The 18,389-nt window shown below is 35.2% G+C and carries 21 protein-coding genes and 1 riboswitch; of the genes, 6 read left to right on the top strand and 15 right to left on the bottom strand.

Translation table 11 applies throughout. From position 1 onward, the window contains the following. Nucleotides 1-52: 52 nt before the first annotated feature. Nucleotides 53-223, bottom strand: a complete 171-nt coding sequence (locus tag IWX83_RS12560) for a hypothetical protein (RefSeq protein WP_175547716.1) — start codon at nt 221-223, stop codon at nt 53-55. Between the two features lie 236 nt (nt 224-459). Between IWX83_RS12560 and IWX83_RS12555 the strand changes: the two genes are divergently transcribed. Beyond that, nucleotides 460-966 carry a tetratricopeptide repeat protein gene (locus IWX83_RS12555; RefSeq protein WP_073350919.1) on the top strand — a complete coding sequence of 169 codons (507 nt, stop codon included), beginning with the start codon at nt 460-462 and terminating at the stop codon, nt 964-966. Between the two features lie 82 nt (nt 967-1,048). Here IWX83_RS12555 and IWX83_RS12550 read toward each other — a convergent pair whose 3' ends face one another. The 4 genes from IWX83_RS12550 to IWX83_RS12535 form a co-directional block, all read right to left on the bottom strand. Then, nucleotides 1,049-1,585 carry a DUF4252 domain-containing protein gene (locus IWX83_RS12550; protein ID WP_196830077.1) on the bottom strand — a complete coding sequence of 179 codons (537 nt, stop codon included), beginning with the start codon at nt 1,583-1,585 and terminating at the stop codon, nt 1,049-1,051. A 1-nt stretch (nt 1,586) separates the two neighbouring features. Next, nucleotides 1,587-2,141, bottom strand: a complete 555-nt coding sequence (locus IWX83_RS12545; protein ID WP_196830092.1) for a DUF4252 domain-containing protein — start codon at nt 2,139-2,141, stop codon at nt 1,587-1,589. Between the two features lie 121 nt (nt 2,142-2,262). After that, nucleotides 2,263-2,760: a hypothetical protein gene (locus IWX83_RS12540; RefSeq protein WP_196830075.1), complete on the bottom strand. Its 498-nt coding sequence runs from the start codon at nt 2,758-2,760 to the stop codon at nt 2,263-2,265. Further along, nucleotides 2,747-3,256, bottom strand: coding sequence for an RNA polymerase sigma factor (locus IWX83_RS12535; RefSeq protein ID WP_196830074.1), 510 nt, complete (start codon nt 3,254-3,256; stop codon nt 2,747-2,749). The genes IWX83_RS12540 and IWX83_RS12535 overlap by 14 nt, the downstream gene beginning before the upstream one ends. Nucleotides 3,257-3,377: 121 nt before the next feature. Here IWX83_RS12535 and IWX83_RS12530 point away from each other — a divergent pair, with 121 nt between their 5' ends. Further along, on the top strand, nt 3,378-4,829 hold the full coding sequence (locus IWX83_RS12530) for a S41 family peptidase (RefSeq protein WP_196830072.1): 1,452 nt from the start codon (nt 3,378-3,380) through the stop codon (nt 4,827-4,829). A gap of 239 nt (nt 4,830-5,068) precedes the next feature. After that, on the top strand, nt 5,069-5,689 hold the full coding sequence (locus IWX83_RS12525) for an N-acetylmuramoyl-L-alanine amidase (protein WP_196830070.1): 621 nt from the start codon (nt 5,069-5,071) through the stop codon (nt 5,687-5,689). A 72-nt stretch (nt 5,690-5,761) separates the two neighbouring features. Here IWX83_RS12525 and IWX83_RS12520 read toward each other — a convergent pair whose 3' ends face one another. The 8 genes from IWX83_RS12520 to IWX83_RS12485 all read right to left on the bottom strand — a co-directional run bounded on the left by IWX83_RS12520 (nt 5,762) and on the right by IWX83_RS12485 (nt 13,890). Continuing rightward, complete coding sequence (locus tag IWX83_RS12520; protein ID WP_196830068.1) at nt 5,762-6,817, bottom strand: YncE family protein; 1,056 nt, start codon at nt 6,815-6,817, stop codon at nt 5,762-5,764. Nucleotides 6,818-6,821: 4 nt separating this feature from the next. Next, the gene (locus IWX83_RS12515; RefSeq protein WP_231379992.1) at nt 6,822-8,624 is read right to left on the bottom strand and encodes a TonB-dependent siderophore receptor; all 1,803 of its coding nucleotides are present in this window, start codon (nt 8,622-8,624) and stop codon (nt 6,822-6,824) included. An 86-nt stretch (nt 8,625-8,710) separates the two neighbouring features. Next, nucleotides 8,711-8,981, bottom strand: a riboswitch (cobalamin riboswitch). A gap of 40 nt (nt 8,982-9,021) precedes the next feature. Continuing rightward, nucleotides 9,022-9,558, bottom strand: a complete 537-nt coding sequence (cobC, locus tag IWX83_RS12510; RefSeq protein ID WP_196830064.1) for an alpha-ribazole phosphatase — start codon at nt 9,556-9,558, stop codon at nt 9,022-9,024. Then, nucleotides 9,543-10,328, bottom strand: a complete 786-nt coding sequence (locus IWX83_RS12505; protein ID WP_196830062.1) for an adenosylcobinamide-GDP ribazoletransferase — start codon at nt 10,326-10,328, stop codon at nt 9,543-9,545. Before IWX83_RS12505 ends, cobC begins: the two co-directional genes overlap by 16 nt. Before the next feature lie 51 nt (nt 10,329-10,379). Next, nucleotides 10,380-12,062 (bottom strand): nicotinate-nucleotide--dimethylbenzimidazole phosphoribosyltransferase, encoded by a 1,683-nt coding sequence (gene cobT / locus IWX83_RS12500; protein ID WP_196830060.1) that lies wholly within the window; start codon nt 12,060-12,062, stop codon nt 10,380-10,382. Between the two features lie 3 nt (nt 12,063-12,065). Then, on the bottom strand, nt 12,066-12,575 hold the full coding sequence (gene cobU / locus IWX83_RS12495) for a bifunctional adenosylcobinamide kinase/adenosylcobinamide-phosphate guanylyltransferase (protein ID WP_196830058.1): 510 nt from the start codon (nt 12,573-12,575) through the stop codon (nt 12,066-12,068). Beyond that, nucleotides 12,572-12,967 carry a DUF5522 domain-containing protein gene (locus IWX83_RS12490; RefSeq protein WP_196830056.1) on the bottom strand — a complete coding sequence of 132 codons (396 nt, stop codon included), beginning with the start codon at nt 12,965-12,967 and terminating at the stop codon, nt 12,572-12,574. The genes cobU and IWX83_RS12490 overlap by 4 nt, the downstream gene beginning before the upstream one ends. After that, complete coding sequence (locus IWX83_RS12485; protein ID WP_196830054.1) at nt 12,967-13,890, bottom strand: ABC transporter substrate-binding protein; 924 nt, start codon at nt 13,888-13,890, stop codon at nt 12,967-12,969. Before IWX83_RS12485 ends, IWX83_RS12490 begins: the two co-directional genes overlap by 1 nt. A gap of 307 nt (nt 13,891-14,197) precedes the next feature. On the opposite strand from IWX83_RS12485, the gene IWX83_RS12480 reads away from it, so the two are divergent. The 3 genes from IWX83_RS12480 (at nt 14,198) to IWX83_RS12470 (ending at nt 17,265) form a co-directional block, all read left to right on the top strand. Continuing rightward, nucleotides 14,198-15,340 (top strand): ABC transporter substrate-binding protein, encoded by a 1,143-nt coding sequence (locus tag IWX83_RS12480; RefSeq protein WP_196830052.1) that lies wholly within the window; start codon nt 14,198-14,200, stop codon nt 15,338-15,340. A gap of 111 nt (nt 15,341-15,451) precedes the next feature. After that, nucleotides 15,452-16,483, top strand: a complete 1,032-nt coding sequence (locus IWX83_RS12475) for an iron ABC transporter permease (RefSeq protein ID WP_196830050.1) — start codon at nt 15,452-15,454, stop codon at nt 16,481-16,483. Further along, the gene (locus tag IWX83_RS12470) at nt 16,483-17,265 is read left to right on the top strand and encodes an ABC transporter ATP-binding protein (RefSeq protein ID WP_196830048.1); all 783 of its coding nucleotides are present in this window, start codon (nt 16,483-16,485) and stop codon (nt 17,263-17,265) included. The genes IWX83_RS12475 and IWX83_RS12470 overlap by 1 nt, the downstream gene beginning before the upstream one ends. Here the strand turns inward: IWX83_RS12470 and IWX83_RS12465 are convergent. After that, nucleotides 17,262-17,717, bottom strand: a complete 456-nt coding sequence (locus IWX83_RS12465) for a tRNA (cytidine(34)-2'-O)-methyltransferase (protein WP_073350881.1) — start codon at nt 17,715-17,717, stop codon at nt 17,262-17,264. The two genes, IWX83_RS12470 and IWX83_RS12465, sit on opposite strands and share 4 nt — an antisense overlap. Nucleotides 17,718-17,735: 18 nt before the next feature. Then, entirely contained in the window at nt 17,736-18,311 is a 576-nt protein-coding gene (locus IWX83_RS12460; protein WP_196830046.1) for a pseudouridine synthase, read from the bottom strand. Nucleotides 18,312-18,389 lie beyond the last annotated feature (78 nt).

The raw sequence follows: 18,389 nt of genomic DNA, 5'->3' as shown, positions 1-18,389 counted from the left end.
AGCAAACAACACATAAGATGAAATTGAGTTGAAAGAATCCTCAAAATAATGTTTATATCATTTGAAAAGATTTTTCAAGAATATTTGAAAGTAACAAAAATATCAAAACCCCAATAGAAACCGTTATCACCACCAATACAAAAGTGCCAATATATAAAAATGTTTTGTTGGTTCTCTCTACAAATTGTTCAACATTTTGTCCTTCTTGCGCTATATTTTTCATCTTTGCATCTGTATTAAAATGACGAATATTAAAATCTTATTTTTAGCAAAATTACAAGTATAAAAAAGCTTCCACAATACCAACTTTTAGTGATTTTTACTATTTGGACCACCTAATTTAAAATAAATTCTATTTCTGTTCGTTAAATAACTAGCTAAAAAAAAGATTGTACCTTTATCTAATGTTTAGCCCATTAATAATTAAAGAAATTACCCCAATATCAAACCTTAAATTTTATGAAGAAATTAGTCCTACTCGTATTATTATTAAGTTCCTTGGCTGGATGGAGTCAAAGTCCAATCGCTTATGATCTATTTGACAAAGCAATAAAAAAAGCAGAAGGCGGTAACACCAAAGGCGCTATCGACGACTACAGCAAAGCTATTCGGATTGATCCTTTATTTGCCTCAGCTTATTTAAACAGAGCGCTTTTGAAACAAAAATTAGGTGATATTAAAGGTGCTTTAAATGACGTTAACACCACAATAAAAATAGAACCTAAAAGAAGTGATGCTTACACCACAAGAGCTGATTTGAACTATAAAGCGAAGGATTACAAGAGCACTATTGAAGATTGCACCATGTCTATTAGTTTAAACGAAAAGGATTATATCGCGTATAACCTGAGAGGACTTTCTAATTTTCATGCACAAAACAAAAAAAATGCTTGTGCCGATTTTACCAAAGCAATTCAGTTAGGCAGTCAAAGTGCTGTTAAAAACAAAAAAATGTTTTGTAAATAATTCATTTTAAAAATACTAGAATTTACCAAAAAAAAAAGCGTCTTGAACTTAATCAAGACGCTTTACTTTTTGAACTAATAATTTATTTACTCATTAATTGTTGCAGCGGTTTCAGTTGCTCCAAATCAATATTAGATTGTTGCAACACCGTCATCATGGTCATCACACTAGTAGGGTTCATATCTTTACCTAAAATACGCACTACTGCAAAACCATTTTCTTTCTTATTGGCATAAAAAACAAATTCCTCAATATGTTCATCCGTTCCCACGAAACTTACTGAAGCACCTTCCTTTCCAGAACCAAATTTCATCAATTGCTGGTATTTTTTATCCTTCAAAATCAAGTCCACTTTGGCACGTTCCATTTCGAATTCCGCTTTGTTTTCATCATTTAATTTGAAAGCCAAAACATTCATTTTATCAAAAGATTTTAAAGCATCATTTTGAGCTGCAGATAATTTTGTTTTATCGACATTCAAAATATCAGGAGACACATCCAAAGCAATAAAATTTTTGTTCTCTGTATTTTCTACAAAATATTTTTGCAATGTGGGTTCTGAGTTGCAGCTGATCAAGAATAAACTGAACAACAGCGCCATTCCATACGTAGCTTTCATCTTATCTTTTACCTTTAGTTGCTTTTTTCAAATCATCACCTCCAGGAATTCTCATCTTATCAGTAAGAATCGAAATTTCATTTAAATCAAAGTTACCAGTCAAAGACATTAAAACGGTATCCTCATTTTTAGCGCCTTCAATAAACATCAACAACTCTCTGATTTGAGAATCTGTTGACCCTGATTTTACCAATATTTTGATGTTTCTGCCATTTTCATTTACGCGCATTAACTCTTCTAATCCGGCTGATTTGATATACTTTTCAGCCACTACTTTCATTTCACCTTCTACACGAGTACTTTTTGTGGTGAATACTTTTAAATTATCCAGCTTTTTGATCAACGCTAAATATTGTTGGGTTTCTTTATCTGAAGCGTCAACTTTTACTTTACTCATTAAGTCAAACATTTTTTTGTTGACAATAATAGAAGTTACGTCATCTTGTCCGTCAAATTTATCAAAAGCCGCTTGCGCAAAAATTGGACTCGCAATAAAAACTAACATTACGGTGATTAAAAACTTTTTAGCTGTACTTAAACGGCTTTTCTTTAGCATCTGATTTACTGGTGTGCAAAAACTTGAATTGGGATTGATTGATTTCATTTTTTTTAATTTATTTAGCATTATTTTAATTGATTGTAGCGTTTACGCCGTGATTATTGTTTTCTAAAAGCAATTAAATACCTCTAGATTTATTTTTAGTTTTGCGGAATACTTTATTTTTTGCTATTTGATATTCTTCAACATACTTTACACTTTCTATGCCAACATTTACATTTTTTGACAATAGTGAAAGCGCTTTTTGAGTTTCTTTAAAAGCTACTTCGGGATCATCATACGTTCCTAAATCTTTGCTGTTATTTACCGGTTCCGAATGATAGAAAACATACGTACCAATTCCCATCAAAACAACAACCGAAGCTGCGATGGACATCCATCCTAAATTCCGTTTTTTATTCCTATTTTCTTCCTTTTGAATTTCAAACATCGGCATTTCTTGTTCAAACTGTTGTTCTTTTGCCACAGCAAAATGATTAAATAATGCGGCATACTTTTCTAAATGTGGCGCAACCTGTTGAGTCGCAAAATAATCCTGTAATTCTTTCTCTTCCGCAATAGAAGTTTCACCTTCAAAGTATTTTTCAAGTACCCTTTCTACTTTATATAATTCCATAATTATGTGTTTTTGTCATGTATTCTCGTATCGTTTTTCGTGCTCTGGAAAGGGCTACTCTAATTGCACTCTCGGTCATATCAAGCATTTTGGCTATTTCTTCAAACTCATATTGTTCTATATCACGGAGCTGAATGATGATTCGCTGTTGTTCTGGCAATAAACTGATACTTCTTTCAACCCAATTCAAACTATCGCAATCTTCGAGTTTTTTATCTAATGTGGGTGCTGAATCTGTATAATTGGTATGAACAATTTTGAGATTTCCTGATCTCTTGGACTTTAACTGGTCTAAACAATAATTTTTTGTCATCGTCATGGCAAAAGCTTCAATGCTACTATAGCCCGCCAATGCTGTATTTTTGCTCCATAATTTCACCAAAACTTCCTGCGTGGCGTCTTCGGCTTCCTCTGTACTGACTAGCAAGCGCTTTGCTAATCTAAAGACTTTGTCTTTGAATGGAGCCACCATTAACACAAACTCATTTTGGTTCATAACAACTTCGATATTAAACGGGTTATACAATTAAGACGATTCAAAATTATTTTTGCTACATTAAACTTAAAATAAAACTAAAGTTAGTATTTTTACGTTACTATAGTATTAAACCAAATTTATGAGAACCTACTTCAAACTTACGCTTTTATTGTTCATTACGGCTTTTACTTTTCAAAGTTGCCAAGACAACGATGACATTCCGCCTCCCCCTAGTTTAGAAATCCAAGATTTTATATGGAAAGGAATGAATCAATATTATTTATGGCAAGCCGACGTGCCTAATTTAGCAGATGATCGTTTTGCTGACCAAACCGCATTAAATACTTTCTTAAGTGGCTACCCCGTTCCAGAAGATTTATTTGGAGCATTAAGAGTGAGTCCATCAATAGATAAATTCAGTTGGATTGTAGATGATTATTTAGAACTAGAAGGTAGTCTTCAAGGTACTACTAAAAACAACGGTGTCGATTTTGGATTAAGTTACAAACCAGGAAGTTCAACTGAACTATTTGGTTATGTACGTTATATTATTGCCAATTCAGATGCATCTACTAAAAACATTAAACGTGGGGATTTCTTTACAGCCGTAAATGGGACACCACTTACCCTAAGCAATTACCAATCGTTGTTATTTGGTTCCAATGAAAATTACACACTAAATCTTGCAGATTACAACGGAACTACTATTGTTGGAAATGGCAAATCAGTAGACTTAGCAAAAACAGTATTAACTGAAAATCCAATTTTAATCAATAAAGTAATCACCTCTGGTTCTCATAAAATTGGGTATTTAATGTACAATGGTTTTTATGCCAATTTTGATACTCAGTTAAACGAGGCTTTTGCGTCTCTAAAATCCCAGGGAGCTACCGAACTAGTTTTAGACTTACGGTATAATGGAGGAGGTTCTGTTCAAACTGCCACTCGATTGGCCAGTATGATTACTGGACAGTTCACCGGAAAAGTATTTGCTAAGCAACAATGGAATAAGAAAATCAATGATTACTTCGAAGCCGAAAGCCCAGAAGCTTTGTACAATTACTTTACAGATAAAATAGGAGCTACAGCAATTAATAGTTTAAACTTAACCAAAGTTTACATTCTTACCAGTGCTAGTTCCGCATCAGCCAGCGAACTTGTAATCAACGGGCTTGAACCACACATCAATGTAATCCAAATTGGGGATGTTACTGTTGGAAAAAATGTTGGATCTGTTACGTTATATGATTCCCCAACATTTGGATCCGAAAATAGAAATCCAAAACACCGATATGCCATGCAACCTATTGTGTTAAAAATTGTGAATTCTGTTGGTTTTGGCGATTATTTCAATGGATTGCAACCTGATTTTTTAGTAAAAGAAACATTGAGTACTTTAGGCGTTCTTGGAGATCCTTCAGAACCATTATTAAGTACCGCGATTGCAAAAATCACAGGAGCATCCCGAATGATGAGACAAAGTCCGGGTAAAGAATTTGACTTTTTTACCGATTCAAAATCCATATTAGGAATACAAAACCAAATGTATCTTGAGAAAGCTCCAGAAGGACTTTTGAGAGCTCTGGAATAATAGAACAACTATTTTCCATCTTACAGAACCATAGAACTGCAAGATTAATTATTGGAATACAGTACGAGTTTGCCACATTTTTGAAGAGTACCATCTTTGAATCTGTGGCAATCTTTTTTAATGATGGCCCTTTTTTGAACCTAAATTTTTATTATTACACGCTAAAAAATAAAAAAATTGAGACAATAAATATCTTTTTTGTAAGTTTATAGGGAATAACTTCCCAAACTGAAAACCCTATGAAAAAATCAATTCCGTTATTTTTAGCCTGTGCAGCTCTAGTTTCTTTTGCATTTGCAAAACCTGATACAAAAACAACCAAGCAAATCAATGTGGTTATTGATGCAGGGCACGGTGGCAGTGACTTTGGTGCGACATCAAGTTCTGGTATCGAAAAGCTAATTGTAGAAAAAATTACCAGTAAAATAAAATTCTTAAATAAAGATGAAAATGTAGTCGTTCATCTTACCAGAAAAGAAGACAGCTTCCTATCCTTATCCGATCGTGCTGCTATTATTAATACAATCAAACCAGACTTAGTTTTATCCTTACACGTCAATCAAAGTATTAATGTGGCTAAATCAGGAATGGAATTTTATGTTGCCAATGAATCTGCGGCTAGCGAAAAATCCATTTTGATTGCAAATGCCCTTCGTACTAAATTCACTCAAAACAATACGATCAAATCATCTGAAGTAAGAAAAGCGCCTTTTTTCATCTTAAAAAAATCAGTAGCACCTGCAGTATTGGTTGAATTGGGCTATCTTTCTAATTTATCTGATAGAGCCTATTTAATTGATGGCAAAGAACAAGATAAAATTGCAGCTACGATTATCTCGTTTATTTCAGAATTAAAATAATTTTCAATAGTATATTAAAAAAGGCGTTTTCAATGTTAGAAAACGCCTTTAGTATTTAATAACTACTAATTCTTAGTCATTGAAATAAAAACCGTTTGGTCCAACTCCAACAGCTAATTCTTTTTGAAGTGTTCCTGTCAATGAATAAACATACGCTTTGCCATTTGATGCGAAATCACCACCATCAGCAATATAAATTTTATCATTCTCCACGGCAAAACCATACATAACTCCATATTGAGAAGTTGAAGTGTATTTAAAAATAGGAGTTTCTGAAGGTTGAGTAGCCGTTACATCCATATTATATACTCCTGTACCTTTCGTAAAGTAAATTTTAGAGCCATAAATATCTAAATTTCCTGCACCTTTCAGGGCAACTGGGAATAAAACTTCAGTTACGGATTTATCAGATAATTTTACTTTTATAATTTTACTTGCGCCCCCATAAGGTGAAGCTAAAACATATAAAACACCATTTTTCACTTCCATAGTATTGGCACTTGAACCTACATTAATAGGTGTTTCTAACGTTTTTGTAATCGTATTTACAACTAAAACTTTTTCGCTATCGTAAGGCTCAGAAATATACAATTTATCTCCATCCATAACAATACGATTTGCTGTAGCATTCAAATTTATTTTTGACTCCACTTTATTGGTTGCTAAATCAATAACTGCTACAAAATCATCCGTATTTCCTGTTGCAGGATTAGCATAAGAATACGTATTTGCATTAGTCACATAAGCTTTACCATTTCTTGCCACTCCGTATCTTGGGGTGATTAAACCGGTTTCAATTTTGGCAATCAACTTGAATGTATACCGATTCACGACATTAATTACGTTAGATCCCCCCGCAATAATATACGCTTTGTCTCCGTCAAAAAAGATGTTTTGCATGTATTTTCCAAGAACATCGCCTGGATTTTCTGCTCCATATACATCCTGTTTGAAGGTAACCATATCATCACCTAAAAAAGAAACAGATCCTCCTGAAGAATTTCCTTCATTCAAAACAAACACTCCATTATCATAACTCCCCTTGGAAGCATTTTCGTTGTCATCATTAGTACATGACGACAAAAAAGCAATTGATAACGCTACAAATAAAACTCTAGTTAACTTCATTATATTAAAATTTAAAAATTAGATACAGGTTGTAATTTCGTCCAGGCATAATTCTATTTTCCAGACTTTCATATTTTTCACCCCAAAGATTAAGCACTTGAGCGCCAATTTTAGAATGAGCAAAAAAGGGAATATCATAATCAATACCTAAATGACCAACTAAGTAAGAAGGAACAACAGCGGTAGGATCATTATCTAACTGCGTGTAGACAAAACCATTAAAAAGCATTTGGTAATTAGCACTCCATTTTTTATAGGAAAGAGCCACGGCACTGGTTATTTTGTGAAAAGGCACAAAAAACAATTGCTTTCCGGTTGCCTCGTTTTTTGAAATCGTGTACGCATACGTACCGTTAACTTCGACAATACTTTTTCCCATTTCCCTTTTCCAAGAAAGCAAGGTTTCCGCTCCGTATGCCGCTACTCTATCCGTATTTTGAGGAGACCAAATACCACTATTTCCAGGCACCCAACGCAATAAATCTTTAATTTTATTGAAATAAGCGGTTTGGGTTAGTGTAACATTTTTATACTTGAAAACATTAGCTATTTCTGCCTGATAAGAACTTTCTGGTTTTAAATCTGGATTTCCGCCTTCTTCCCAATACAAATCATTATAGGTGGGAATTCTAAAGTTGTGAGAGGCATTGATTTTCAATTCATATCCTTTTGTAAGCTGTAGCGCACTTCCTAGCGAAAAAAGTAATGGCGATTTGTAGTTAGTAGTAAACTCTTTGCGAATCCCTAATTCATTTTGCCATTTTGACGATACCTCTTGCTTAATTAAAAGTGCCAAGCCAGTAATTTCCCGCTCATGATAGCCAAAACCAGAGCCTTCACCCGTTGTCTTATTATATTCCAAAATTGTATTAAACAAAAAAGCTTTGTTGGCTTGAAAACTCACATCTGCTTTGGACATCAGCATTTTTGTGCCGCCGTAACTAAATTGATTCACTGCATTATCTGGGAAATATTGGTAATTTTCAGTAATAAATGCCGTTTTAAAATTGGCTACCCACACTCCAAGTACATTATTGTACTCTAAAAGGGTACGGCTAAAATCATTCTTGTACTTTGTTCTGGACTCTGATGGCGAAAGCAGAGAAATATTTCTATCGGTGTTAGATGATTGGCTGTACAACTTCAATAATTGGTGGTCATCGATTTTAAATCCCACGTTGGCATTAAGTGTAACGACTTTGTATTCTCCATTTTCGTTAAACCGTTGCTTGCCTTTCCAATCAAAAGCACCCGGATAATCATAATCATTATCTGAATAGTTTCGTGAAAAGCCAATTTGAGCTGACCATTTTTTATCAGAAAAATGACTTTTATAACTAATACCCTGCGTATTAAAACTACCATAATCCAATCGCAATTGATTTGAAAAAGAAGTATCAAATTTCAAATCATTGTTCAAGTGCACAGTTCCTCCAATGGCGCCACTACCGTAAATAACACTTCCTCCACCGCCTTTTACTGCAATATTGCTGTAATCCATTCCCGAAAGGGTATTAAAATCGGTACTTCCATTCATTTGAGAATTAATGTTAATGCCATTCCAAATCACAGCCGTTTGCGAAGCAGTCGTACCGCGAAAAGCAACCGTAGAGAGCATTCCACGTCCGTATTCTTTGAAATAAATAACTGTATTGTAGTTAAGAAGATTGGTCAGCAAAGCACTATTTTTTGACAAAATAGAGTCGTTCAAAAGATGAATCGTTTGTGAACTGGAAAATTTGCGCAACTTAACATCAGATACAATTACTTCGTTCAAACGAGTAATAGTATCCTTCTTTTGAGCCAACAGGAATTGGCTTGCGAATAGGCAAAAACAAAAAAAATGTTTAAAATAAGTCATAATGTCCTGAACCTTTTTTCCCGAAAGTTCGATATTCGTTAATAAAAAAAGGCAGGTCTCCTGGCTTGCGTCTTGTTGTTTACCTTCTCATTCGCCGCGACGAACAATGGTTTTGTAGATAACAACAAGCTTGATAGCTTACAGTTGCGGGTACAGCTCAGGATTTTTGATTTAAGATTTAGGATTGTTGATTTAGGATTTAAACCCTGAAATCTGACAGCTAAAACTTGAAATCTATCACCTGATTCCCTTTTAATGCGATTTAAAAAAAATTAAACCACAACCTCAATACGGCGGCAAAGATAGAATTATATTAAGTTAATAAACAAAACAATTGCGAATTTTATAATTCAATTTTAATTACAGCTCCAAAATCTACTTTATTCTGAAAAGCATCCTTTAAGGGTAAATCCGAGATTTTACATAAAAAGCTGCGAATTACTCCAGCATGTGCGACAATGATTATCGGTTTGGAGTGAATGGTTTGAAGTTCATTTTGCACAAAATCACTTACGCGCAAGTGTAAGTCTGTAAATGATTCGCCATTTGGAACGCGAACATTTACAAAATCAGACATCCAAGGATTTAGGTCCTCAGGTTCAATTACATCCCAATTTTTCATTTCCCAATCTCCAAAATTCATTTCCAACAGACGGGAATCTTGATGCATAGTATCAATTTCTAAATTATCTTTGATATACCTAGCCAAAGCAACGCAACGGCGTAAAGGACTCGAATACAACTTGGCATCTTTTGGCAATTGATTCAAAACAGACTGGAAAACAGTGTCATAAGGCTCTAATATTTCCACATCCGATTGCCCATAACAAATTCCTTTTTCACAAACTGTTTCTGTGTGACGAACTAAATAAACTTCCATATTGCAATACTTGAGATATAAAAAACGACTTCACAAACTTGTTGGGTAGCACCTAAACAATCGCCGGTATAGCCGTCAATCCATTTCTGGAAGTATCTTGCTAAAAAAAATCGAGCGGTAAAAACTGGCAATATGACTAAGAGCAATTGCCATTCAAAACAAGACAAAACAAGTAGCGGAAGTAATCCAAAAAAGAAGGCGCCCAACACTTCTCGCCAAGAGTAACTTTGCGCAATGGGTTTGCTTTTACTGGAAGCATCCTCCCGAGAATATTCATGCGTGAAAACTATCGAAATTGCAGCTAACCTACTAAGGGAATGGCCAGTAACAAATAGCAAAAAAAGGAATAAATAGGAATTAGTAACTATGTCAATTAGCTGTGTTAGCCCCTGAAATTTGAGTAACAATAACAATATTAAACCAATTGCGCCATACGCACCGATAGCACTATCTTTCATGATGATTAGGATTTTTTCTTTGGTCCAACCGCCACCAAAACCATCACAAACATCCGCAAAACCATCTTCGTGAAAAGCACCTGTTAGTAAAACTGAAGCAATCATTGAAAGGATTATTGCAATCTCAGGGGCTACTAGAAAATTAAAAAGATAGAAGACTACAAAAGCAATTCCGCCTACAATCCATCCGATTAAGGGGAAATAACGAGAGGCTTTATTCAGATAATCCGGATTATGATCAATGGTTGCAGGACAGGGAATCCTAGTGTAAAACATCAAAGCAGTAAAAAAAATATGAAGTTCTTTTTTCATTTTTATAATTTTTTGGCCAAAGCCAATTGAATCGTATTCGTTGCGCTAAAATTAGATTTCCTTGGTATTTACTCCGGCACTTTCAAAACTTGCCATATCGTTCAAGAATGCCACAGCAGACTGAATTATCGGAAAAGCAATTGCGCATCCCGTACCTTCGCCCAAGCGTAAATCGAGTTGTAATACCGAACGAACGTCAAGATAATCAAGTATTTTTTGATGTCCTTGCTCCGCAGAAGAATGACAAAAAATAGCATTTTTAAGAATGAAAGGGTTCTTTTTGAAGGCAATTAAAAAAGCTACACTACCTATAAAACCGTCCACAAGAATAAGCATACTTTGCTCTTTCGCTTGAAGCATTCCGCCTACCATTTGCATGATTTCAAACCCTCCGAAGTAGGCCAACTTACTATCTAAATCAGCTGCACCTTCATAATTATCAAGACATCTATTGAGAATATTGATTTTTTGAATGAGTTTTTCGTCATCAATACCAGTGCCTCTACCTACGCAATCTTCAATAGGCAATGCTAAAATAATACTCATTAATACCGAAGCAGTTGCGGTATTCCCAATTCCCATTTCACCAAAACCAATACAATTACTGCCTGTTTTTGCGATGCTAGCAACAATTTTGCTTCCTTTGCTATAACACAATTGCAATTCGGTTCTGCTCATCGCAGCGCTGTATAAAAAAGATTGCGTTCCTTTCCCTATTTTGGCCGAAATCAAATTCGTATTCGTAGGAAAATCGTAATTCACGCCTGCATCTATAATTAAAAGTTGGATGGAATGTTGCTTGCAAAACACGTTTATTGCTGCACCACCATCGAGAAAGTTAGTAACCATCTGCCTAGTAACATCCTGTGGATAGGCACTTACGCAATGATTTGCAATTCCGTGATCAGCAGCAAAGACAACAATATGTGGTTGCACTATTTTTGGTTCCAACTTTTGAAACACTATACCAATTTGTTTAGCAAGTAGTTCTAAGACTCCTAAGGAACCTGTTGGCTTGGTTTTTTGATCGATTTTGTGTTGTAATGCTTTTGCAAAAAGAGCACTCTCAACTTCATTTTTAACCTTAAAAGTGGTAGTTTTAACCCTACTTTGATGAAAAACGGTAATTTCCTCTACCACTGGATTTTCTTGTTTTTGTTTCCAATTAAGTTGCTGCAACATGGGCTGCTTATCATAATCGGTTGCTGGTTTGCCTACGCAGAAATAACCCAATGGCTCTATGTTTTCAGGCAATCCTAACAATTGCTTAAACTGATAATAATTTAAAATAGAAACCCATCCCATTGAATATCCTTGCTCTGTTAAGGAAAGCCAAATGTTTTGTGCCGCACAAACGGAACTGAACTTGATCGCTTCAGAACTCCCAACGGTACCAATAGTAAAATTATCCAAAACAGAACGATCGTAACAAATGACTAATCCCAGAGGCGCTTCCTCAATTGCTTCTAGTTTCAGCGCCTTGTAGTCTCGTTTTTGCTGCTGATTATCTGTCAAGGCAATTGCTTTTTCATCATAGTCCAAGAATAAATTCTTGATGGCTTTTTTCAGCACCGCTGATTTGATAGTATAATATTTAGTAGCATCAGTCAGCCCAACAGAAGGCGCCCAATGTCCCGCTTGAAGTGCTTTTTCAAGAACTTCATCAGGTACGACATCCTGGGTAAAATGACGTGTGTCCCGACGGGATTTTAAAATATCATCTAAATTAGTCATGCGTTAGCTTTTGATTTTCACTGGAATTCCGGAAACCATTAATACGACGGTATCGGCTTTCTGAGCAATGTATTGATTCATCCAACCTTGAAGCGCTGTAAATTTTCTTCCAATTGCAGTATCAGCATGAAGTCCCATTCCAATTTCATTGGTAACAATGATTATTATCGCATTCTCTTGATTGGCAATTGCATCAATTTCGGCTTTCGCTTGTTCCAAGCATAAAGGAACGTTGTTTTTAGTATCAACAAAAAAATTAGTCAACCAGAGTGTAACACAATCCACAACGGCCACTTTAGCCATGAAATCAATTTCGCTTAAATGCTTTTCTTTTTCTATGTTAATCCAGCTTTCGTCTCGATCGCTTTGATGGCGGTCAATTCTCTTTTGGAATTCAGCATCCCATTTTCTGGCAGTCGCCACATACATGGGTTTATCTGATAATTCTTTTGCTAAATTCTCGGCATAACTACTTTTGCCTGAGCGTTCTCCTCCAGTAATTAAATGTATCATTGTAATTGTTGCGTTTTATAAGGACAATGTCGGCATCCATTCGTGCAGCAATATCCTCTTTTTAAATGAAACCAAGCCTTGAAAACATAATTTCCATTCTCGATATAATAGTCAATTCCTTCTATGAGTTGCTTGGTTTTAGGTAAATCTTTAGCTATGCTATTTAGCGCTGTTTCAGCAGTAACCGTTGCAACATATTCCTTAATTTTAGTTGAGCAAACCGTTGTAAAGCAAGAGGAGCAAAGACAGTCTATCACTTTAGAGGGTTTAAAAATAGGCGGGAAATTGTTGCACCAGCATTTATTTCCGTCCGCAGTATCTCCGCAATTAAAAGGAGTTCCGCAAGCAGAACATTTTTTTTCTTGAATAGTAGTAAGATGGGAATTAGACATTATTTTACTTTCTCATTAGTATGAAAAGAAAGGTATTTATGTTCTAATTTCATTGGGATTTCAAATAAATCGGGATGAAACAATGCGGCAAGTAACTCAATTCCGTCTACAACAGTTGTACTGGGTTCCGTAAATAAATCGGCATCAGCCAGAAAAACTGCATTATTCTGAACTGCCTTTAGGGTATCCCAACCTTCTAATTTTGTCAATGCCTCTAATTCCTGACTGGATCGACTTATATCGAAGCCACAAGGTGCAACCACCAATACTTCAGGATTATATAACAATATTCGTTCCCATGCGGTAACAATAGAATATCCAGAAGGATTCCCAAGCATGTCTACACCGCCAGCTTGTGCGATTTGGTATGGGATCCAATGTCCACAGTTGTATATGGGATCGAGCCATTCCAAAACCATCACTCGTTTAAGCGGAGCGTTATTTTTACGGAGCGTATCCAGAATAAAATCAATTCTTTTTTTGAGTTTTGCTAATAATTCGTAGGCGCGTTCTTCTTTATTAAAAGCTTTGGCAATAGTAATTACATTTTGATAAATATCGTCTAAATTTCTTGGAATAAGCGGAATCAATTCTGGCTCTTTGGATAATTTATAAACGGAACGAGCCACATGACTCGTATCTATCTGGCAAACATCACATACATCTTGAGTAAAAATAATATCGGGAGATAGAGATTCTAACAAAGCGTCGTCTATGTAGTATAAACTTTTACCTTGCGCTTTAGATTGAGATACAATCTGGTCGATTTCATTACTTGAGTGATGAGTTCCTTCAAGGTAGGAACGTACCACTTTCGGTTTGTCAGAATGGCATTCAAAAGTAACACCAACCAATTGATTTTCTAATCCCATGTCGTAAATCATAGAAGTGGCTGCGGGTAAGAAAGAGCAAATTTTAATCATCTTAAAAGTATTTAAATCCTGGTGTTAATGTAAAATAGTTTTTCAATAAAAATGAGGAGAACGTGATAAACAATCATTTTACAAAATCAGCGAAAACTACATTCTTTTAGTTAGCTTCTATCGGTTTTTATTTTAAACAAAACAGACAAGAATCTAAATACAAATATAACCGTATGAATGTAACTATTGGTAAAAATCGTGTTTTATGTTTTGGGTCGGATCCTACGCTACCAAATAATTTAAAAAATTTGTCACTGATTATGAAAAATTTATAATTTATATTTGCCTTTAAATTCGTAAAAAAATTATGAACCTAAATTGTATTAAATTTTCTTTTCTTGTTTTGCTTTTACTGCTAATCGGATGTAAAAAAAGCGAACAATCAACCAATAAGATTTCTGATGTTACTGGAAATACGATACTTTACGCTAAAAGTTTAGCTGTTTTTAAATATGCAGGCTATTCCATTGTAAAGGTTTCAAATCCTTGGCCTGAAGCCAATAAAAACTTCACTTATGTATTGAAAGAAAAAAACGGTAGCGTTCCTGATAGTCTAAAAAAATATACTATAATTCAAGTTCCTTTGCAGTCGATTGTTGTTACCTCAACCACAAATATTCCTTTTTTGGAAATGTTACGAGTTGAAAAATTATTAGTGGGATTTCCTCATACGGACTACGTTTCATCTGAAAAAACCCGCAAACTAATTGATGCTGGCGCTGTAAAAAACATAGGACAAAACGAAAAATTAAACACGGAACAACTCATTGACTTGGCGCCTGATTTAATAATAGCTTATGGAGTTGACAACAACAATCCAATGATTGATAATTTACAAAAAAGTGGTCTTAAAGTGCTTATTCAAGCAGATTGGATGGAGCAAACGCCACTAGGCAAAGCCGAATGGATAAAGCTTTACGGTGCTTTGTTTAGAAAAGAAAAAGAAGCTAAAATACTTTTTGAAACAATCGTTAAAAATTACAATGACGCTTTAGCATTAGTTGCAAGCCAAAAACCAACAGCCACCGTTTTATACGGATCTATGTATCAGGATCAATGGTATGTGGCAAAAGGAAACAGCTGGGTAGCCCAATTTATGAAAGATGCCAAATCTAATTATTTGTGGGCAGATGTTGAAGGAACCGGAAGTCTTGGTTTATCTTTTGAAAAAATACTGGATAAGGCAAAAACGGCAAATTATTGGATCGCAACAGGTTCTTTTAAAAATAGTGCTGAATTTAAAAATAGCAATCCACATTACAGTCAGTTCGATGCTTTAAAAAACAACAATGTATATACTTTTGAAAGTAAGTTAGGCAGTACAGGAGGAACCATTTATTATGAATTAGCTCCAAGCCGACCAGACTTAGTCTTAAAAGATTACATTAAAATTTTCCATCCTGAAGTGCTTCCAAACTATACTTTTACTTTTGCACAAAAACTAAACTAAATCTGCTCCGCTCCCGAAGCGTCGGGATGCTCCAAAAAAGAAGGAGCCAAAACTGGATTAGAAGTTATTTAAAAATTAAATATAATATTACATTGGACAAACAAACGACAATTGAATAATCAAAAACGAAATACGGTTCTGTTTTTCTTACTTACTTTAGGGCTTATTGTTTTGTTTTTTGTAAACATTAGTTTTGGTTCCATTGCAATCCCTTTTAAAGAAATTTACACTAGTTTAACCGGTGGTCAAGCGAGCAAATCTACCTGGGAATACATCATCATTAATTATCGTTTACCCAAAGCAATTACGGCAGTTCTTGTAGGAATGGGGCTATCGATAAGTGGTTTACTGATGCAAACTTTATTTAGAAATCCCCTAGCAGGACCTTATGTTTTAGGACTAAGTTCTGGCGCCAGTTTAGGAGTTGCCTTTGTATTTTTAGGAGCAAGTTTACTGCCGCCTTTTTTAAGCACTGTTTTATTATCGTCCTATGGAGTGGTTTTAGCATCAACTGTAGGAAGTTCAATTGTATTATTAGCTGTTTTAGCTGTTTCCCATCGATTGCGCGATACCATGGCTATCCTAATTGTAGGATTAATGTTTGGCAGTTTTACCAGTGCCATAGTCGGGGTGCTTACTTATTTTAGTTCAGCTGAACAATTACAAAAATTCACTTTTTGGTCTATGGGAAGCTTAGGCAATTTATCTTGGTCATCTATTGTAATTTTAACGGTTTGTGTATCGATAGGATTGTTATTGAGTGTCTTTAGCATCAAACCACTAAATGCCTTATTGCTGGGCGAAAATTACGCTCGCAGTTTAGGTTTAAATTTCAAAAAAACACGATTAATAATTATTTTTGCTACTAGTATTCTGGCAGGAAGTATCACCGCTTATGCAGGCCCAATAGCTTTTATAGGATTAGCGGTACCTCATATCGCAAAATTAGTATTTCAAACCAGTAACCATTCGGTTTTGTACTGGAGTACCTTGCTTTTAGGAGCATCGATTATGCTTATTTGTGATATTATTTCAGAATTGCCAGGATTGGGAATTACTTTACCAATTAATGCCGTAACATCAATAATTGGCGCCCCAGTGGTGATTTGGTTACTAGTCAGAAAACGAAAAATGATTGCCTAATGGAACATAAAATAATCTTAGAATCTTCAAAAATTAGCATTGGCTATTTTCGTAAAAAAGAGCATATCGTAGTGGCTTCGGCTATTTCTATAAATTTAAAAAAGGGAAAACTGATTGCTTTAGTAGGCGCTAACGGCATTGGAAAATCGACACTTTTAAAGACGATAACAGGTATCCAGAAACCGCTGCAAGGTGCTGTATTTTTAAATGAAAGGAAAATTAGTTCCTATGAACCTTTAGAGTTAGCACAAAACCTGAGCATAGTTTTAACAGAAAAGTTACCGCCAAGTAATTTAACCGTCTTTGAACTCATCGCACTGGGAAGACAACCGTACACCAACTGGATTGGAACTTTATCTGAGGTCGATATATCGAAAGTAAACGAAGCCATGGAATTGACACAAATTAGTTCTTTAGCTGCAAAAAAACATTATGAAATTAGTGATGGTCAGTTACAAAAAGTATTGATTGCAAGAGCTTTGGCACAAGACACCCCATTAATAATTTTAGACGAACCTACCACCCATCTCGATTTATTACATAAAGTGGCTTTGTTTAAACTTTTGAAAAAACTTACGCAAGAGACTGGAAAGTGTATTCTATTTTCTACCCATGACATTGATATGGCGATACAATTGAGTGACGAAATGATTATCATGACTCCTGAAACTGTCTTGCAAGACGAACCTTGTAATTTCATTTCGAAAGGAAGTTTTAATACACTATTTAAAGATGAGCATATTGTTTTTGACAATGAAAAAGGAAAGTTTACGATTGTTTAAATTTTTAAACTAATTTGGCGGTTTGCTTCTCCAATAACAAAAGCGACCGAATTAGCGATATTAAAACTTCTAATTAGCGGTGACATAGGAATTGTCAAATGATTTTCAAATTGGTTCAAAACAGCTTCACTTAATCCTTTACTTTCTTTGCCAAAAACCAACCAATCTCCGTCCTGAAAATCAATCTCGAAATATGATTTTTTAGCATGAGAACTCATAAGAAAAACCCGAGATAAGTCAGGAATGCTTGCTTTCCATGATGCAACATCCTGATATTCTGTCACATCAAGATGAACCCAATAATCGAGACCGGAACGTTTTAGGTTTTTATCATTAATAACAAACCCAAAAGGATGAATCAAATGCAAACGACTGTGCGTGCCTACGCACAAGCGCCCTATATTCCCCGTATTGTTTGCTATTTCGGGCTCCACTAAAACGATATTTAACATGTAGTATAGATTAATTGGTTATTTGGTTATTTGAAAATCTTCCACTTTTAAAACTTCTCCAGTCTGTAAATCATGAAGATGAACCGTTCCTATTCGGACACGAACCAATCTCAAAGTTGGGAAACCAACAGCAGCAGTCATTTTTCGCACTTGACGAAATTTTCCTTCATTGACCGTTATTGAAGCCCAAGAGGTAGGGCCGTGACGTTCATCCCGAATTTTTTTTCCTCTCGCTCCAAAAGCAGGAAGCTCCTGTATTAAGGAAGCTTTACAGGGTTTAGTAACGTATTTAGTTCCACTAAAACCGATTTCAACCCCTTTTTGCAATCGCTCGATGGCTTCTTGATTAATGATTCCATCTACTTGGACGTAATATTCTTTATCGACTCTTTTACTGCGAATGATTTCGCTCATCATGCCATCCGTTGTCAGCAACAATAATCCTTCGGAATCCTCATCAAGGCGCCCGATAGCCATTGTTCCTGTTGGAAAATCATATAATTCTCCTAGCAGTTTCTTTTTTCTTTTTAATTCATAAACAAACTGACTCAAATACCCGTACGGTTTATGAATGATAAAATGAGAATGAGGCATTGTGTTGATTTATTAGTGCATGCAAAGATAGTTTTGTTTTTGTTGGATTTAAAAGTGACTGGCTACATTTATTGCGAT

The organism is Flavobacterium sp. CG_9.1, from assembly GCF_015751645.1.
Lineage (GTDB): Bacteria > Bacteroidota > Bacteroidia > Flavobacteriales > Flavobacteriaceae > Flavobacterium > Flavobacterium xanthum.
This window is presented reverse-complemented; position numbering and strand designations above follow the sequence as displayed.

What these genes read in the sequence shown, in the direction of transcription:
- IWX83_RS12470 (WP_196830048.1), top strand. Translation starts at nt 16,483, where the DNA reads ATGGAACATAAAATAATCTTAGAATCTTCAAAAATTAGCATTGGCTAT.
- IWX83_RS12550 (WP_196830077.1), bottom strand. Translation starts at nt 1,585, where the DNA reads ATGAAAGCTACGTATGGAATGGCGCTGTTGTTCAGTTTATTCTTGATC.
- IWX83_RS12535 (WP_196830074.1), bottom strand. Translation starts at nt 3,256, where the DNA reads ATGAACCAAAATGAGTTTGTGTTAATGGTGGCTCCATTCAAAGACAAA.
- IWX83_RS12530 (WP_196830072.1), top strand. Translation starts at nt 3,378, where the DNA reads ATGAGAACCTACTTCAAACTTACGCTTTTATTGTTCATTACGGCTTTT.
- cobT (WP_196830060.1), bottom strand. Translation starts at nt 12,062, where the DNA reads ATGACTAATTTAGATGATATTTTAAAATCCCGTCGGGACACACGTCAT.
- IWX83_RS12490 (WP_196830056.1), bottom strand. Translation starts at nt 12,967, where the DNA reads ATGTCTAATTCCCATCTTACTACTATTCAAGAAAAAAAATGTTCTGCT.
- IWX83_RS12520 (WP_196830068.1), bottom strand. Translation starts at nt 6,817, where the DNA reads ATGAAGTTAACTAGAGTTTTATTTGTAGCGTTATCAATTGCTTTTTTG.
- IWX83_RS12465 (WP_073350881.1), bottom strand. Translation starts at nt 17,717, where the DNA reads ATGTTAAATATCGTTTTAGTGGAGCCCGAAATAGCAAACAATACGGGG.
- IWX83_RS12560 (WP_175547716.1), bottom strand. Translation starts at nt 223, where the DNA reads ATGAAAAATATAGCGCAAGAAGGACAAAATGTTGAACAATTTGTAGAG.
- IWX83_RS12505 (WP_196830062.1), bottom strand. Translation starts at nt 10,328, where the DNA reads ATGAAAAAAGAACTTCATATTTTTTTTACTGCTTTGATGTTTTACACT.
- IWX83_RS12460 (WP_196830046.1), bottom strand. Translation starts at nt 18,311, where the DNA reads ATGCCTCATTCTCATTTTATCATTCATAAACCGTACGGGTATTTGAGT.
- IWX83_RS12485 (WP_196830054.1), bottom strand. Translation starts at nt 13,890, where the DNA reads ATGATTAAAATTTGCTCTTTCTTACCCGCAGCCACTTCTATGATTTAC.
- IWX83_RS12480 (WP_196830052.1), top strand. Translation starts at nt 14,198, where the DNA reads ATGAACCTAAATTGTATTAAATTTTCTTTTCTTGTTTTGCTTTTACTG.
- cobU (WP_196830058.1), bottom strand. Translation starts at nt 12,575, where the DNA reads ATGATACATTTAATTACTGGAGGAGAACGCTCAGGCAAAAGTAGTTAT.
- IWX83_RS12525 (WP_196830070.1), top strand. Translation starts at nt 5,069, where the DNA reads ATGAAAAAATCAATTCCGTTATTTTTAGCCTGTGCAGCTCTAGTTTCT.
- IWX83_RS12555 (WP_073350919.1), top strand. Translation starts at nt 460, where the DNA reads ATGAAGAAATTAGTCCTACTCGTATTATTATTAAGTTCCTTGGCTGGA.
- cobC (WP_196830064.1), bottom strand. Translation starts at nt 9,558, where the DNA reads ATGGAAGTTTATTTAGTTCGTCACACAGAAACAGTTTGTGAAAAAGGA.
- IWX83_RS12545 (WP_196830092.1), bottom strand. Translation starts at nt 2,141, where the DNA reads ATGCTAAAGAAAAGCCGTTTAAGTACAGCTAAAAAGTTTTTAATCACC.
- IWX83_RS12540 (WP_196830075.1), bottom strand. Translation starts at nt 2,760, where the DNA reads ATGGAATTATATAAAGTAGAAAGGGTACTTGAAAAATACTTTGAAGGT.